Source organism: Arenibacter sp. P308M17, from assembly GCF_003426735.1.
Classification (GTDB): Bacteria; Bacteroidota; Bacteroidia; order Flavobacteriales; family Flavobacteriaceae; genus Arenibacter.
Genome location: NZ_QVON01000008.1, coordinates 58,328 through 75,881, shown reverse-complemented (window position 1 = coordinate 75,881; position 17,554 = coordinate 58,328). Strand labels below are relative to the sequence as shown.

Here is a 17,554-nt window from a genome sequence, read left to right as displayed (position 1 = left end):
CCATTGACATCTTTACTGGGAATCTCAATATTAATGATATGAATCGGACAACAGTAGTCACTTCGACAGAGTCCCTTTTCGGGACGACGAGAAGTCGCATATTCTGGCAGGGAGCTATATGTGCGATTTCTCATATGCATTCGAAATGACGACCTGGAAACCTTCAATTTATAACGGAAACCTTTAACTATCCCTTTACAGGTACCGTATTGGTTATGTACCTCAATATCAAATTTTTGAAATAATGTAATTTTATCCGCTTGAAAAATAAAATTTCTTGGGTCTCGAACAGACAACAGAATAAATACTACATAGCTGATTATCAATTACTTATCATTTTTATAAAATATGTATTTATCTACTGACCTCATTATTATTTTTTATTCTATTTTTATCAATTTTGATTTCTCCGATACCCCATTTTCATTAAATGCTTCTATACTAAAATAATATTGCGTATCGCGATCGAGGTTGCGCATAAAATGTTCAGTTACATCATAAATCAACCAGGAGTGGTATAATTTATCTGGTGCAATACCCCAGCGGATATTGTAACCCTGTGCTCCTTTCACCGGATTCCAGGTAAAAGAGGCATCTCTTCTGTCTTCCTCCCGGGATACTTCAAATCCCTTCACCTTTTCCGGTTTCTTTCCTAAACCTTTTCCAAACACCCTTATTTCTGATAACGCCAGGTTACTCCCCGGAACCTTCACATTATTGTAGCGTACGTATTTTCCCCGTACAGATTGATCAAGGGTGATGTAGGCATTTGGCGCATCTTTATAACTTCTACTTCTGTCCACAACAGTTTCCCAGTTTTTTCCATCCTCTGAAACCTCCAGTGTGAATCGATGTCGTAGGCCTTCGGTACGGGTATAAATGCCCGACTCCTGATCATGAAAATTCAATTGAAAAGCATAAATATTTCCAGATGAAGACATTTCGATCTTAACCCATTGCTGATCATCATTGGATTCAGCGACCCAAAAGGATTTCGGGCTTTCATCGGTTAACAGCTTCGAAATAATTTCACCTTCACTATTCTTTTCAAGTGGCATTTCGGTGATTTCAAAATCATTATCGGTAGAAGTACTTTTTTTCACCTGCATTTGTGAAGATGAAACCGTTGTTTTTCCTTTGTAAGAAAGCAACATCCAGCCACTATGCTGTCCTGCTTTTGTTGGATGATTTGGCCCGAATAAAGGGTAATCGCCATAGCTGGTGTTGGAATACATTAACCCTTCATCATCGAAATAGGTGGGGAACATGGCTAAACGACGTTCCCAATGGGAATTTGAAGCCAATGCCATGGTGGCAAAATGCCAGTATTGACCATTGGTTTGTTTTACGGTAATACCGTGGCCTGCCCCATTAGCAAAACCGCCCGGCTTGAAACTCATGGGATTATTTTTCATATAAGTAAAAGGACCAAGTGGGGTTTCACCAATATAAGCAGCATCGGCATACACATTAAATTGCGTCCCGGGCGCTGCATACTGTAAATAGTATTTCCCGTCGTGTTTGGTCATCGAGGCACCTTCCATGTATCCTTCCTTTAAGGTTGGATGGTAATTATTTTCGCCAAAACGTTCCCAACCATGTTCTTCTTCAACCAAATTGAAAAGATCTTTCCCAACTCCGGTTTCAAGAAAACGATCGTCCTTATTCAGCATTTTTACACGAAGGGGATGTACGTTTGACGAACCCCAATACAGATAGGTTTTCCCGTCGTCGTCAATAAACAATTCCGAATCCTGGATGTTGTTGGTAATTGAAGCGGTAGGTGTCCACTCCCCTTTTTTTGGGTCATCGGTATAAAGAATACTTCCGTAACCTGCGGGATCACCTGCAAAATATACCAGCGAATCTTTATAATTAAATGCGGTTGGGGCATTGGAACCCTCAAAAAACCATTGTTTGGGTTTAATAAATTTCCAGTTCATCAAATCGGTAGAATGCCAATAACCAAAAGACCGAGTGACAAACATGTAGTATTCACCACGAAATTCAATTACTGCGGGATCTGCACCGGAACGGTAGGAAATATTCTTACTTGAATTATAAACCATATAGGTATAGTCAATATCCAGAGGATTGATATAAGTTTCCGGAACCACTTCCTGCGCATAGATAGCAAGGGTGCCAAAGCAAAATATTGATAAAAGGATCTTATTTTTAGCTTTCATATGTAAATCCTAATTTGATTAAACCCGTTTTTACCTCTTCGTTCTGCATAAATAATCCCCACAACAAACCTGATCTATAATTTTCGATCATAATGATCTGTGGCCCTTGATCTATTGCCAAATACGCTTCTGCCACCCAAAAATTATGCTGTGGACTAAAGGCATCATAAAATCCGGCGGGACCCAACAGTTTATCTTTATGTTGATAAAAATACTGCATGGCCTTAAGCGATTCCACTGGAGTATAGGGTATAGAGCTTATGGCGGCGGTTGGGGATACAACACCTACATCATTGGCCGGGGAATGGGCATTGTACCCCATACTACCATCCGAATTTCGGGAATAACTAGCGGTTAATCCCCAACAATCAGGGCCGTAACCTAAAAATTGTTTGGGGTTCTCCACGGCATAGCGATAATTGATATTGGCGTGGTTAACACTTACCTCCCCATAATCCACAAACCCATCCTTTAGCCCTATAGGGTTTAAGCCCAAAAAAGAATAATGGGAAAAAAACAGGGGTCCCCCATAGGTTTCAGAACCGGGATGTTTTACCAACAACGGGTAATTATAGGTCGTTTTATTCGATTTTATACCTCCATTGGAGGCCCAGCCATTGGTGTATACTTCTTTGGAAATGGAATAATCCGGAGAGGCTGCGGCCAAGACGTAGGTAATCAAGGTTTCATTGTAGCCTTTGAGCTGTAAATTGATGGCAAAGCCATTATTAGGGCTCCAATGCCAGTATAATACGTTTTGATTCTGGGTGTACCAATTCCATTCCACCCCTTTCCACAAAATATCGGCCTTAGCAGCCAATTCCTTTTCTGCCAGGGAACCTTCTTTAAAATATTCCTTTACACTGATCAACCCTTGCGCCAAAAAAGCCGTTTCCACCAAATCTCCCCCGTTGTCCATTTCACTAAAGGGCCTTACTTTTCCGGTATTCCCATCCAGCCAATGTGGCCAGGCACCGTGAAATCGGTCAGCGCTTTCCAAAAAGCCCAACATCTTTTGCAGTCTTGTTACCGCCTGTTCCCTTGTAATATAATTTCGCTCTATTCCCACTAAAATGGCCATCAGTCCAAAACCTGTGCCCCCGGTTGTGACAGTATTGGCATCGTGGGCGGGATTATTCGGATGATAGCGTTCCCTAGCGCAACCAGAGTTGGTTTCCGCATAATCCCAAAAGTATTTAAAAGTTTCCTTTTGGGTGAGATCCAACAGCTCCTCATCAGAAATCGCTTCTACCACCGGTGGTTTCACTATAGGTAGATCGGGCAATTGGGATTCACCTGTAAGCCCTTGGGCATCATCACCGGAGCAACACACAAAGAACAGCGCAATAATAATTAATTCAAAGTTTTTAATCATTTTCTCTTTCAAAGGTAAATCCCAATTTTTTTAAGCCTTTCCCCACATCGGGGTTTTTCATAAATAAATTCCATAACATTCCAGACCTATAATTTTCGATCATCACAGGAATGGGACCTTGATCTATGGCCAAGTACCTTGGCAAACTCCAGTTGTGTTCTAAACTAAAGGCATCATAGGGACCGTATTTGCCAATTAAAGAGTCCTGTTCCTGGTACATATACCTTAAAAAATGCATACTTTCTTTTGGGGTATAGGGCATGGAGGACAAGGCGGCCGTAGGGGAAATTACCCCTAGATCTTTATCCGGTCTGTGGCCCGCATATCCTTTCATAGAATAACTAGATGTCTGTCCCCATAAATTCTCTCCGTACCCCTTATAATTATTAGGGTTGGCGACGGCATGTTTGTAATGGATCAAAGCGTGATTTTGATTCAATTTCCAATAGTCCCCATACTGATCTTTCAATCCTTTTGGATTTAATCCCAGATAAGAGTAATGGGCCCAAAACAAGGGGCCAACGGGCGCTTTATCATGCTCGTAGTGGTTCAATTCTGTTTCCAATCCATAATAGACGGTGTCCTTAGCAATTTCCCCATTCAGGGCCCACCCCTTATCATATACTTCTTTATCTATGGCATGTGTGGGAGAGGCGGCGGCCAAAACATACATGATAAGGGCTTCATTGTATCCGCCTACAGGAAAATTCATTTCCCAACCATAGTTAGGGGACCAATGCCAATACAACACATCTTCACCTCCTTTGGTGTACCAGTCCCATTCTACTTCTTCCCATAATTTTTGAATTCTACTACTAATGGATTTTTCCTTCTCTGTAGTGCCCCGGCTATCAAAAAATTCCTTTACCGTAAGCAGCCCCTGTACTAAAAACGCGGTTTCCACAAGATCTCCCCCATCATCTTTTTTACTAAAAGGTGCCGTGGTTCCGTCAGGTTTTAACCAGTGTGGCCAGACCCCGTGAAAACGATCTGCCTTTTCCAAAAAATCCAATACCCGAATATAACGTTCCACTGCTTGTTCTTGGGTAATAAGCCCACGTTCCACTCCCACTAAAATTGCCATCAGTCCAAATCCCGAACCCCCAATAGTGATTATATCCTTATCATGGCTTGGATAGATATTGTCCATATGGATACGCTCCCTGGCCAAGCCGGAAATAGGCTCGGCACCGTCCCAAAAATAATCGAAGGTCTGTTTTTGAACCTTATCCAATAATTCCGCATCCCTTAAATCTTCCGTAATCAGGTCTTCCGTACCGTCCTTATTTTTGGCAACTGTTTTTTTTTGGTCGTTGCAACCCTGTAACAGGATTGCAACGACCAATATTATTGTTGATCTCATAATTCAATATTCTATAAATCGGCGTTTCTAATATTTTGCACTTCCTCTTGGGTCAATGCCTTATTATACAATCGAAGTTCATCTATAAAACTTGAATCTGACAAATGTCCCCACTCGCTAAACCTAGGTGCCCCGGATCCTATGGAGAGTAGGTCGCATCCCGTCCAATCCACACCTGTAAAATCTACTTCTTTAACAATTTCACCATCAAAATACACAATGGCCTTTCCGTTCCCGATCGTAAATGCCATATGCACCCAACCGGTAGAGGTAGGATCCAACGATGCAGCAGCTCCACCATCTACCCATGTATCAGCTGTTCCATTACCCACATTTAATTTAAATGTCTGATTGGTAGCGTTGCCTTCCCTAAAAAATCTAAATCCATTGGTTCGTAAGTTTTGTACTGTTGGATATTCCGGTCTTTCCAAATCTTCCGGACCCATAACAAGAATCCCTCCTCTATCAGGCGCTGCATTTACCTTATACCAAAAGGTAGCGCTAAACTCGGCTGTGGTCAGTCCGGTTGTCGGAAAGCTTAAATAAGAATCGACAGCTCCGGCATAGGCATCTGCCCCTCTAATACTTTCTCCAGCAAAACTAGGAGCTCCCACAATTGTAGCCTCTGCATTGGTGAATTTATTTTTGGTGTCCCCATCAAAAGGAAGATAGAACATCTCACCATCAAACTCCCCAGTATAGGGATTGGTAATATTGATCATATCCTGTATCTCGGTTTCTGTCAACGCTGTATTGAACAAACGTAGTTCATCCATGGGGCTGTTGTCGGATTTATGGTCCCAATAGCTAAAAGTAGGTCCTCCTGAACCTATTACCATTTCATCACAACCCGTCCAATCTACAGGCGAACTTAAAGCGGCAGTCCTGACGGCTACCCCGTTAAAGAAGATGGTACTTTGTGTAGCGGAGATAGACAGGGCAATATGCACCCACTCACCAGCAGCAACGTCGAGCACCCCGCCATCGTTCCAACTTTCGCCAGTGCCAATTCCCACATTCGCTTTTATGGTCTGATTGGTTGCATTGCCCTCCCTGAACAAACGAATCCCTTGAAAACGATCATCGGCATCATCCCCGATTACAAGAATCCCTGCACGGTCTGGACTGGCATCTACCTTATACCAAAAAGCTGCGGTAAACTCGGCGCCCAATAAACCATCCGTTGGATATGCTAAATAGGCATCCGTTGCCCCTTTGTAGGCATTTGTCCCTATCAATCCCTCGCCCGCAAATCCGGGAGTTCCAACCTTCTCCGCTTGGTTAAGGCCCACTAGATCAAAATAGTCCCCATCGAACGGCATATAAAAGGTCTCTCCTGCAAATAATGGTGTATAAGCAGGTTCTTTTTCAAAATTTATGGCCGTTACGGTAGTTTTTCCTTCCAAATCCGTGGCGCTAACAGAAAGTTCATGGGCACCATCGGTCAGTTTATCATAGACCAGGTCTTTTTTCAAAAATCTACGGTAATCCTTAAAATTGTTAAAGGTTCCTATAGTATTCCCATCCAGCATCACCTCTACTTTGGCGATTTCTATATCATCGGTCACTTCAAAATCGATCATAATAGCGGTTACCACCTCCAATACTTTAATTTTCACCCCTTCCGTAGGGTAATTGATCTTTATCTGTGGTGCGGTGGCGTCCGCTCCCGGATCCACTTGTGTGATTGCGTCTATTCCCTGATCACAACCGTAGAAAAGAAATACGGCGATCAAGCTGGCATATATTAATTTTATATTTTTCATTTTTTCCAAATTGTTTGTTAGTTACTTATTTCCCCCAAAATCGGGAATTCATCTATTTGGTCCTGGTGATAGGTTACAAACGCTTTATTAGCGGTAAAGGTCCTTCCTTCATAACTTAGCTCCTCGTTTCTGCCCAACCTGACCATATCAAAAAACCGCTTGCCCCATTCCATGCTCAATTCGGCATACTTTTCGTCTATAACCTGATCCAGGGTCACCCCCGACAACGGGTCCATACCAGCTCTTCCCCTTACCAAATTAACAGCCTGTTCTGCGGTCATTGCAGAATTCGAGGCCCCTTGCAGTAGCGCTTCCGCATATATCAAAAGTGTTTCGGCATAACGGAACACGATATAATTTTTATTACTGCCATACTCCGTACGCCCAGAAATTAACTGATTCGTTGGCAAATAGTGCTTTCCACTGGAGAATATAGATCTTACAGTTGAAGTATTAATATCACCGTCCCTAGTAGTGGGAGAAACAAAGGCGGGCAATGTTTCAGCGGTATAGGAGGTAGTGGCTATAAGGCTATCGATTCCTTTTTGGCTAAAAAACACGGAGGTTTCCAAGCGTTCGGTTTCCCCCCGGTCCAACATAAACGTAACATATTTCATACTAGGCTCAAAAAAGCCCCAGCCATTGGAGGCCCCTGCTACCGTAGGTGTCCAAGAATTAGGACCGTAAGGTGCATAAAGATGGCCCACTCTCTCTCCTTCACCAGTACCAAAATCGGAATATTGAAATTCAAAGAGACTTTCATCGCTCAATTTTCCGGGTGTTTTAAAGAGTTCGTAAAAATCGTTGAACAAACTAAACTTTCCTGAACTTATAATCTGTCCGGCAGCATCAGCTACCTCCTGATAGTTCTTCAATTCCTGATTGGCTACCGCCTTGACCATTAAAGCGGTGTACTTGGTAACCCCACCCGGTAAATCCGTACGCTCATTGGGGCGCATATCGGGCAAAAATGAAATTGCCCCATCCATTTGATCGGAGATATGCTGCATAACCTCGTCCTTTGTTGGTACTGAAGTTACATCGGCAAAAGCGTCAAGATCGGAAGATTCCGGTATAAAAACCGCCCCATAAACTTGGGATAGTTGAAAGAGCAATATCGACCTGAGCACTTTTATCTCGGCAATATATTGGTTTCCCTTATCTATTCCATCGGCATCCGCAAATTCCATATACCGCTCAATTTGTTCCATTGCCGTATGGGCGCGGATAATATCCCCATAATAGGTTTCCCATAAGGTTCTTGAACCAAAAAAAGAGTTATCGTAGACATAGCGATCTTGGTTTTTAAGGCCTTGCTGATCTCCGGCCGCATTTACATCGTCCCCTCTTGTTGAGACGACCAACGGTTGTTCCCAACCTCTGTCACTTACCGCCTGATAGGCCCCGATAAGGGAAAAAATCATATCATCGGTTTTGGAAAAGTCCGTACCTCCTGCAAAATTGTTATTAAGCTCGGGTTGGTCCAATTGATCGGAACAAGCTGTTAACATAACTACCAACATGGCTAAAAGCAGCGGAAATCTGTTTGTTTTTATATACTGAGTCATAGCTGTTTTTTTAAATTTTAATATTTACGCCCAAAGTATACACTCCGGGGATAGGATAGGTTTGATTGTCCCTACCATCCGAAACCTCGGGGGTAAAGCCATTGTAGTCAAACAAGGTCAACGGTCTTTCAGCGGTCATATAAAACCTGATGTTGGGGTTGAATTTGCCCTTTAACTGTGGTAAGGTGTAGCCTAATGTTACGTTTTGCAGCCTCACAAAATCGCCCTTTTCCACAAAAAAGCTATTCAGGAATTGATTGCTCCACGGATTTCTAATCCCCCTTGCCGAAGGGTATGTATTGGAAGTCCCCTCACCATGCCAACGGTTGACTGCAAAATCCTTATCCATATTGGGATCTGACGTTTGCCGTATGGCAAAACGTTTTTGATTGGCTATGACATTGCCCCCCTGCCCAATTACGTTCAAGGAAAAATCCCACGCCTTATAATTAAGCCCCATATTAAACCCAAAGGAATAAGTTGGTATATAGGACCCCAGATCTACCCTATCCTGTGCATCTATCATCTGGTCCCCATTGTGGTCCACGAACCTGAAATCCCCAGGCTGTACCACCAATCCGTCCGTGATAGCAGCTTGTGCCATGGGGTCTGCCTGGATCTCTTCGGGCGTTTGGTATACCCCTGCAACCTCAAGTCCAAAAAATGGGCTTATGGTTCCACCCACAACGGTCCGCTGTGCAGTGTCCCCTCCCGAAGTTAAATTTTCCTGTCCAGCAAGATCCAACACTTCATTTTTCAAAGTCGAAAAATTGGCCCCTATGCTATACTTAAAATTTTCAGAGACTTGCTTGTTCCAATTTAATACTATCTCAACTCCCGAATTTCTGATGATCCCAACATTCTGTCTGGTTTCTCCAGGTACCAAAAGCCTTGAAACCGGTATTACGGCATCCCTTGTTTCCCTGCTAAAATAATCGGCTTCAACGGATAATTGATTGTTGAACAATCTGGCTGTCATACCCGCATTCGTTTCTGCGGTCACTTCCCATTTTAAGGCTTCAAAATCGCTACTGGTTACCAATCCCGGAAATCTTGTATCCCCAAAAGCAGCACTAACCTCTTCCGAAGTTATTCCGCCTGTGCTGGAGTTTACATTGGCATTCCCCAATTCTCCCCAGCTTGCCCTTAGTTTTAGGAAATCGAAAACACCATTGTTCTCCATAAAAGGTTCTTCAGAAACTACCCAACCGGCACCCACTGTTGGGAAATAACCCCATTTCTCCTGATACTTGCTGGTGCCATCTGCACGGAACGTACCGTATAGCAAATACTTACTATCAAAATTATAAGCGACACGGCCAAAATAGGAGAAGAAGTATTGTCCTACCCCATTGTCCCCTACACCATCTACATCTATGGTTTTTGCCAGATCCAAATAATAGGATTCGTCCCCAATTCCTGGGCCATTGGGAAAATTAAGTCCTTTTGCTTCCAACTGCTCCAAAGACCTATCCCTAAAAGAGCTGCCTCCCAAAACGGTCAAATTGTGTTTTCCAAAACTGTCGTTATAGGTCAACGTATTGTCCCAAGTTTGCTCGGAAAACGTTTCCATTTTTTTGATCAACTCCGCATTTTCCCTAAAGGCATTGCCATTACCAAAAAAGAATGGAAGCCTTACTTCCCTGGTTTCAAGGGTTTCGAAATTGTGGTAATATGCTGTTTTAAAAGTTAATTTATCGGGAATAAGCTGATAGCTTAAATCTATGGTCATTAAGGTATTTCGGATTTTATCCCTGTTTTCCGTATTTTCCATTATAGGAAAAGGGTTTTGGGTACCTCTATAGCCCAAATCCTGTGCATTGGCATAAGGTCTGGGAAATGCATCCGTTTTGGAGGGATCAAGAACGGGCATAGTGGGCACCGCAAAATAAGCCAATGCAAAAGCCGTATTTTCCGGACGAAATTTGGTTGCATTGCTCAAGAGGGTAGAAACACCTACCTCTAAACGATCGCTTATATCAAAATTCAATTTGCTCCTGATATTTAATCGTTCGTAGTCATTTTTCATTTTAAGAATACCTTCTTGTTCAAAATAACTAAGGCCTACGGAATAGGTAGTACCTGCTGTTCCTCCCGTAACCCCAAAGCTATGGTTTTGCTGAAGTGCATGGCGCAAAACCAGATCGTACCAATCCGTATTTACATTGGGCACGTTAGGGTTTATCCTACTCCGTCCGTAGCGCTGGATCGCATTTTCTATAAACTGTGCTTCAGAAGCAGAGCCGGACTCCCTGGCCAGGGTAGCAAATTGTTCAGAATTTGATAATTTCACCACATTTTGGGCTACTTGAACACCTTGATAACCATTATAAGTAATCTGTGGTTTCTGATTTACCTTTCCGGACTTGGTTTCTATAAGTACCACCCCGTTTGCAGCCCTTACCCCATAGATTGCCGATGCGGATGCATCCTTAAGTACCGATATGGTTTCAATATCCTCACTGTTCAAAAAATCGATATCGTCAAAGAATGTACCGTCTACTATATATAAAGGATCGGATGCCCCCCCTACATAAGAACCTATACCACGAACCCTAATTGTGGGCGATGAACCCGGGGCCCCACTACTTACCACCTGTAAACCCGCTACTTTTCCTTGAAGAGCCTGCATTGCGGCACCAGAAGGTGTCCTAGTAATATCCTCAGATTTAATGGTAGTGATGGATCCCGTTAAATCCGCTTTTTTTTGTGTTCCATACCCTACAACCACTACCTCGTCCAAGGCTTGGGTATCCTCTTTAAGTTGAATGCTAAAAGAGGTCTGGCCATTAACGGAAATCTCTAAAGTGGTATATCCCAAATAACTAAAGACCAGAGTACCATTGCCAGGCACATTGTCCAAAACAAAGTTGCCATCAAAATCGGTTTGTGTCCCGGTAGTTGTTCCCTTAACAACAACCGAAGCCCCAGGTAGGGGCAAATTATCGTTGTCCATGATCGTACCACGTACAGTTATATTGTCCTGGGCGTAGACAAACCATTGGAGCAACAGGAACGAAATTAATAATAAAACGTTTCTATTTTTCATAATTATGTAAATATTGAGTTAGATTATTACTAAATTACTAAAACAAGGGCTCAGCTAGGTTTGGGAATAGTACATAAAAACTACATCAGGGAAAAAGTATGCCCATAAGCCCCATTCAATAGGTTCTTGCAGTAGTAATGAACTAGATTTATTAAGATTTTTTAACAGATAGATGTATTAATGATGTAGTAGATACATACACAAAACAACAGAGAAATCCTATCTTAATACTTTGATTTTCTTACTTCAGGGTAATCAGGAAGTTGGAAATGTTGTGTTCGCTGTCCAATTCCAGTTTTTTGCGTAGTCTATAACGATGTATCTCCACCCCCCTTGTACTTATTCCCATAAGAGGTGCCATTTCCTTGGAGGTAAGGTTCATTTTAAGGTAAGCGCACAATTTTAGGTCCTTTGGGGTAAGATTTGGATAACGCTGCAATAGCGTCTCAAAGAAATCGTTGTGCAGTTCTTTGAAATTGACTTCAAAATGCCTCCAATCCTCATCATCGCTAATGGCACTGTTCAGTTTTTTCATAAAGGAACGGTAACGTTGCTGGTTATCGAATTTGGATTTGTTCATCAACAGAAGGTTCTTAAGTTCGAGGATAAGCTCGTTCTTTCTGGCCATACTCAAGGTGGTACTGGTCAGTTCCTTTTGTTTAACCTTAATTTCCTTCGCCAGTTTTTCCTTTTCCAATTGGGCCAGCTGCTCTTGCTGTTCCCGTTCCAGTTTCTCTTTTAAAAGGGAGTGTTTCCTTCTCAATTTACGACTATTGTACCCTCGGACCAAAAAGATGATAGCAAGCCCCATTAATCCATAACCCACAAAACTTAAATTGGAAAGATACCAAGGCGGTTTAATTTGAAATTCAATAGTTCGAGATTGTGATCGCGCATTGTTGATCCCCACGGTAAAAATCTCCAAAACATATGTACCATATGGCAAATTTTGAAACTTCAAAATTCCGTTATCCACATTGGAGGATAATTCCATCGGTCCTTTTAAAATATAAAAATATTTAGGCTGTACCATGTTGGGAGCGGCAAATTCCATTTCAATTTCACGGGACCGTTTATTCTCTATCACAAATGGAGTACCATCCAAAGCGTGGGCACCATCCTTATCCTTAAAGAAAACAAGCCTAGGTACTGTTAATTCAAATTTTCCCAATTGGGAACGGAAATTTGCCAGGTTGAGTTTGCCTATACCGTCACTTAGGGTAAAAAAATAAATGCTGTCATTGATCTTGATTACATTTTCTGCCTCTGGCACCAGACGTCTGCCCAATTGCGCATCCTCCAAAACAAAATTATCATCATTCAGATTGGTCACAATTAATTCCTTAGCGCCCTCATGATCCCGGAACCAATAATAATCCCTATCAAAATGAACCAATTCTTTAAAATTGTAATCCTGAAACTCTTCAAAAACAAAAATCCCATTTCTTATGGGGTCGTATTTATACCATATACCATCACTATAGAGAACGATCTGATTTTTAATATTATAGAGTTTTATATTATAGACATTCGGTATACTATCTTCCTTAAATTCCTGAATCCGCACTACCTTTGTATAATTTTCATTTAGGAATACCCGAAATAAACCCTTATACGGATGCGCCACCCATAGGGTCGTAGGATTTTCAAAACAGAGATATTTTATAGGAAAAGCTATTCCCTCAATCGCTTTTACGGACCAGTTACCTTGTTCTTCCTTAAGATACCTTGCCAGACCGGTATAAGTTCCTTGAAGATATAGTGATGCAGAACTAGGTACTTTAATCATTTGGTAACCCCCGGATATCTCGGAAATCAAATTTAAATTATCATTTTCAAGGATAAACGTACCTGTATTATGTCCACAAAACAATTTTCCGTCTATGACCTCCAAATCCCAAATATGACCCTGTGAGCCCTCAACAAATTTCAGTTTTTTCCCCTCAAAATAATGAATACCTGTATTGCTGCCCAAGTATATGGTACCCTTGTGTTTGGCCACATCATAGACGGTACCTACCATACCCGTTAAGTCTGTATAATATGTAAGCGGATTATCCAACTGCAGCCGGTCTATTCCATTATCCAACCCAATCCATAGTTGATCATTATATTGCTCAAGGGATAAAACCGTATTGTTTTGAAGACCCGCCTCCCTATTTACAGAATAATAGCTACTATCCCCCAAATTATAAAAATATATTCCATTCTTTATAGTTCCAAAGGCTACTTGTCCATTGATCAATGGTAGAATTTGGTTCAATTGGTGTTGTTTCAACTCCATATTTATGTCATCATCAAGGGATCGAAGAAGGCCATCCTTAAAAAAATATACGCCATGAAGCTTAGTCCCAATCAACAGACCATTGTTGGTCGATTCCATATCTACTACGATCTTGGAATTCAACATATCAGTTCCATTTATGGGCACTAATTCTTTTCCTTGTAAATAACTTAGCCCATTGTTCCCCCCCGCAACCAATATTTTACCTTCCCATACGGCCATATGATTCACCACAATACGCGGTTCAATATTGGTAATTTGGTTTTCCTCCAAAACATAAATACCAGAAAAAGATCGAAATACTATGGCATCGCCATAAGGTAAAATTTGCCAGAACTCTTCACTCGTAAATTCATGGTCCTTAATTAAATGGATAAGTGATGTATATTCCAAAATACCAAAAACATTCATTTCCCAAAATCCAAATTCCTCATATGATCCGGTATAAATTTTATCCCGAACCCACGCCACAGATCTAATCGTAGTTTTATTGGGAAGTTGGTAGAATGCCCAATGCTCGCCATTGAAATGCAATAATCCCTTGTTATTGGCAACGAACAATTCTCCTTCCGGACTTACTGCCAGGTCCCAATTTTTACTCGCTGCCTTATATTCAAATATCCTATAGTTTTCTATTGGAGGAACAAGGTTCTGTCCTCTAACCAATGGGCTTGCCAATACAAAAAAATAAAGCGCTATTAAAAATCTCATAGATTATCCTGGTCGTTGAAATTTTGGGACACATTATAATTATTATGGAAGTTACGCAAACTTAGAGACTGTCCAAATTTTGTTTTTGGAATATTTTATAGTGTATTTTTTTGTTAGACGAAGGTATTTTGAGGTTCATAGCCATAGCTACGGACCGAAAAATAGCTGATGTATGGCGGGAAAAGACGCATAAAAGGACCAAAGGATAAAACTTAGACAGTTTCTTAGTATATTCCAAATAATAAAGCATTCCCTTAAACCACCTTATTAATATAACGAAAATTCCGCCAAACAATAATTTACGGACCAAACTATAATATATAAAACCATAACCTATAATTTCGGTATTACAATTAATTGGTCCTATAAAAGACCAATCCAATGGTACCCAAATTCTTACCCAAAAATGTTGCGCATGGACCCTGCCCAATTTTTGTGGTGTTCGGGAAAATAATCATATCTGCCAGGCAGTAAGCAAAATCGGAGAGGACACACTTGCCTAGATAAATTGGCATGGTATCTCTTTTTATCCATGACAAGTAACCATCCATAGCAATGATAAAGGCATGGGGCATTTTTTCCACTCCCCAAGCATTAATTTTTGTTTCCCTACCATTATCCTGTGCTATATCCGGTCCCTCTATTTTTTACCTGTCCCGGGCATAGGCATGGTCATGTCCCTGCAATGATAACTTTAAAATGGACTGTGATATTAGGTAAAAAATGAAGCGCGTATACTGGATCCCCAATTATCATAATAATCTAAAAATCAATATCATAAAAAGAAAAATAATAATTGAAATAAATTAGCTGTTAAAAAGGTAAAGGTCAGGACAAATTACCGGATTTATGTAAAAAACCATCGCTATACTCCATTTTAGTCCAGTTCCTGCATTATATCCGAAATCTTCCCATGGACAGAATGCCAATTGTATTTACTGTCTTCCCTTAATAATACCACTACTTATGCACCACAGGGCTTTTTAACGAAAGGATCATTCAATTTTTTCTGCTCCCGCGTGGAAAGTCCTCCAACTATGCCAAAACTCCTGATAGGCCTTTATTCGTTTTAAAGGGGGAATGTTTGGAGAACGCGAATGGCCCAATAGGTCGTATTTAAGATCGGTATTTACCAGTGTATCGTTTATAATTTCAAATGGAGACGAGTCCGGTCTTTCAAAGGCAAAAAAGCTTTGATCATCCGAGGCCAAAGCAACTAACAATGGTTTCCCCTCAATTGTAAAATTGATGATCCGTTCCCTTTTCAATTTGTTCCAATCGATGGCCTTGCTAGAATCTCCCATTTGTACGCCTACCACCCATGATTTCTCCTTCCAGGATAGGGTATCGGTTCGGGTAAGGTCTCCTCTCCCAATTCCAAAATCATAATCCTTTAGATCTTCGTATTCCTCGATAAAGACGGAATCGGACTGTAAAATCTTGCTTTTTGGATAAAGTTCAAGCCATTTTTTTAATGTAGTCTGCTCACTTAAGATCTCGGGCAAAACCTCTCCTTTCAGAGGACCGGCAATAGCTTCCCCCGTTACTTGTCGCCACCAGCTCTTTGTTGTCCTGTCCTCGAACATGGCATTGTAATGATCCATTCCCACTAGCCGAAACACCTCATGCGCATCGTTTACCTTGGGCTCGAATACCCTTCCTGTCCGACATACGGAACAATAGGTGACCATAATGGGATTTCCGGTAACCGTATCCATCACTTGATGGTGATAGGCGATCAACTGAATGGGATATGCCCTCGATTCCCCGTTATGATGAATTCCAAGAACAAGCTTATCTATAGAAATGGTATTGGTACTACTGTCCGCCATAATTATTTTGGTAGGCTGATAAAACATTTTATCTGCACTCATCTTAAAGTTAAAAACACATACCACGGCAATGCAAAGTCCAAGAGAAATAAGCATGGGCCATCGTTTGGCCCTATAGGCAAAAAACGCCCCTGTCAAAATAAATGCCCCAAATAGTAATCGAAATGCCCACTTCCAAGTTTCTAAATAATAGGCCAAATCTATACTCTGCATTTCCTGACTTCCAGGCATCGGCATTATGAAATAGATCTTCAGTACCTCAAAAAGGACAAGACCAACTATTCCGATATAAAATATTCTTTGCATGTTATTTAGTTTTTTGGATCAAAATTGGCATAGCCTTCTTCGGCTCTTTGTTTACCCCTTTCTATATAGAGGTTTCTGTCGAGAGGGGCAGTGGTCCCCAATCCGTCCACATAACGGTTGAACATACAAAAAGCCGCGGAAATCAATACGGTATCATGAATTTCCATATCCGTGGCCCCAAATTTCCGTGCTTGTTCAACTTCCCCAACGGTTACATTTTTACCCCCTTTCTGTACGCTTACGGCTATTGCCAATAGGGACTTAAGTTTATCCGAAATAGAGCTGGTCTCGTAATTTTCCTTTATACCATCAATAAAATTTAAATCACATTGTAAATAATGCTGTGCGATTCCCCCATGTGCATTTTGACAAAAAAAGCAGCCGTTCAGGTAGGATACATAGGTAGCGATCAATTCCCGATCTCCACGGCTCAGAGTATTGTTCCCACGTAAAAGTATCTCTGCCAGATCGTTCATAGGCTGGGCTGTTTCTGGGCGAAAATCCATCAAGCCCCTTATCCCAGGAAGTTTCTCATTAATTTGAATATGGGCCATTTTAGTTCTCTTTAGTAAATTGGTATCCATGCTTTGCCATCCTTTTTCCCATTTCCCTATAAACTTGTAGGTCGGTAGGTGCCCAACTGGAGAGTCCGTCAACATATCTGTTAAACATGCAAAAGGTGGCGGCAATTAACACCGTATCATGAATATCTCGGTCGCAGGCACCATGCTTTCTTGCCTCCTCGACATCCTGTTTTGTAACCTCTTTCCCATTTTGTTGTACCTTTCCTGCGATTTGGAGCAAGGAGTTTAACTTAGGTCCGATTGACGCATTATTAATATTTTTGAGGGTCACATCAACGATTTTCCCATCACTTTCATAAAGTTCACGTGCCGCCGCTGCATGACTGAGTGTACAAAATTGACATTGATTAAGGGATGAGACATAAGCAGCAATAAGTTCCCGTTCAGCTGGGGAAAGTGGTGACTCGTTTCGCAATAACACCTCAGCCAACTCATATAGTGGTTTTCCGGTTTCTGGCCGAAATGCAACCAGGCTCCTTATTCCAGGAACTCCTTCGGGGACTTTAATGTGTGCCATGATTCTTTTTACT

Annotated in this window: 10 protein-coding genes; all 10 read right to left on the bottom strand. The window is 41.5% G+C overall.

The window, feature by feature from the left end; genetic code table 11:
• Positions 1–380 precede the first annotated feature (380 nt).
• Positions 381–2,186, bottom strand: a complete 1,806-nt coding sequence (locus D0S24_RS17530) for a family 43 glycosylhydrolase (protein WP_117021129.1) — start codon at positions 2,184–2,186, stop codon at positions 381–383.
• A complete protein-coding gene (locus D0S24_RS17525; RefSeq protein ID WP_117021128.1) occupies positions 2,176–3,561 on the bottom strand; it encodes a glucoamylase family protein in 1,386 nt (461 codons plus the stop codon). The genes D0S24_RS17530 and D0S24_RS17525 overlap by 11 nt, the downstream gene beginning before the upstream one ends.
• Positions 3,554–4,924, bottom strand: a complete 1,371-nt coding sequence (locus D0S24_RS17520) for a glucoamylase family protein (protein ID WP_117021127.1) — start codon at positions 4,922–4,924, stop codon at positions 3,554–3,556. Before D0S24_RS17520 ends, D0S24_RS17525 begins: the two co-directional genes overlap by 8 nt.
• An 11-nt stretch (positions 4,925–4,935) precedes the next feature.
• Positions 4,936–6,690: a LamG-like jellyroll fold domain-containing protein gene (locus D0S24_RS17515; RefSeq protein WP_117021126.1), complete on the bottom strand. Its 1,755-nt coding sequence runs from the start codon at positions 6,688–6,690 to the stop codon at positions 4,936–4,938.
• A 17-nt stretch (positions 6,691–6,707) separates the two neighbouring features.
• Positions 6,708–8,258: a RagB/SusD family nutrient uptake outer membrane protein gene (locus tag D0S24_RS17510; RefSeq protein ID WP_117021125.1), complete on the bottom strand. Its 1,551-nt coding sequence runs from the start codon at positions 8,256–8,258 to the stop codon at positions 6,708–6,710.
• A gap of 10 nt (positions 8,259–8,268) precedes the next feature.
• Entirely contained in the window at positions 8,269–11,307 is a 3,039-nt protein-coding gene (locus D0S24_RS17505; protein WP_117021124.1) for a TonB-dependent receptor, read from the bottom strand.
• 241 nt (positions 11,308–11,548) lie between these two features.
• On the bottom strand, positions 11,549–14,302 hold the full coding sequence (locus D0S24_RS17500; protein WP_117021123.1) for a Two component regulator three Y domain-containing protein: 2,754 nt from the start codon (positions 14,300–14,302) through the stop codon (positions 11,549–11,551).
• 995 nt (positions 14,303–15,297) lie between these two features.
• Complete coding sequence (locus D0S24_RS17490; RefSeq protein ID WP_117021121.1) at positions 15,298–16,440, bottom strand: DUF3179 domain-containing (seleno)protein; 1,143 nt, start codon at positions 16,438–16,440, stop codon at positions 15,298–15,300.
• Positions 16,441–16,445: 5 nt separating this feature from the next.
• Entirely contained in the window at positions 16,446–17,024 is a 579-nt protein-coding gene (locus D0S24_RS17485; protein WP_220377780.1) for a carboxymuconolactone decarboxylase family protein, read from the bottom strand.
• A complete protein-coding gene (locus D0S24_RS17480) occupies positions 16,996–17,541 on the bottom strand; it encodes a carboxymuconolactone decarboxylase family protein (protein ID WP_117021240.1) in 546 nt (181 codons plus the stop codon). The genes D0S24_RS17485 and D0S24_RS17480 overlap by 29 nt, the downstream gene beginning before the upstream one ends.
• Between the last annotated feature and the right edge of the window lie 13 nt (positions 17,542–17,554).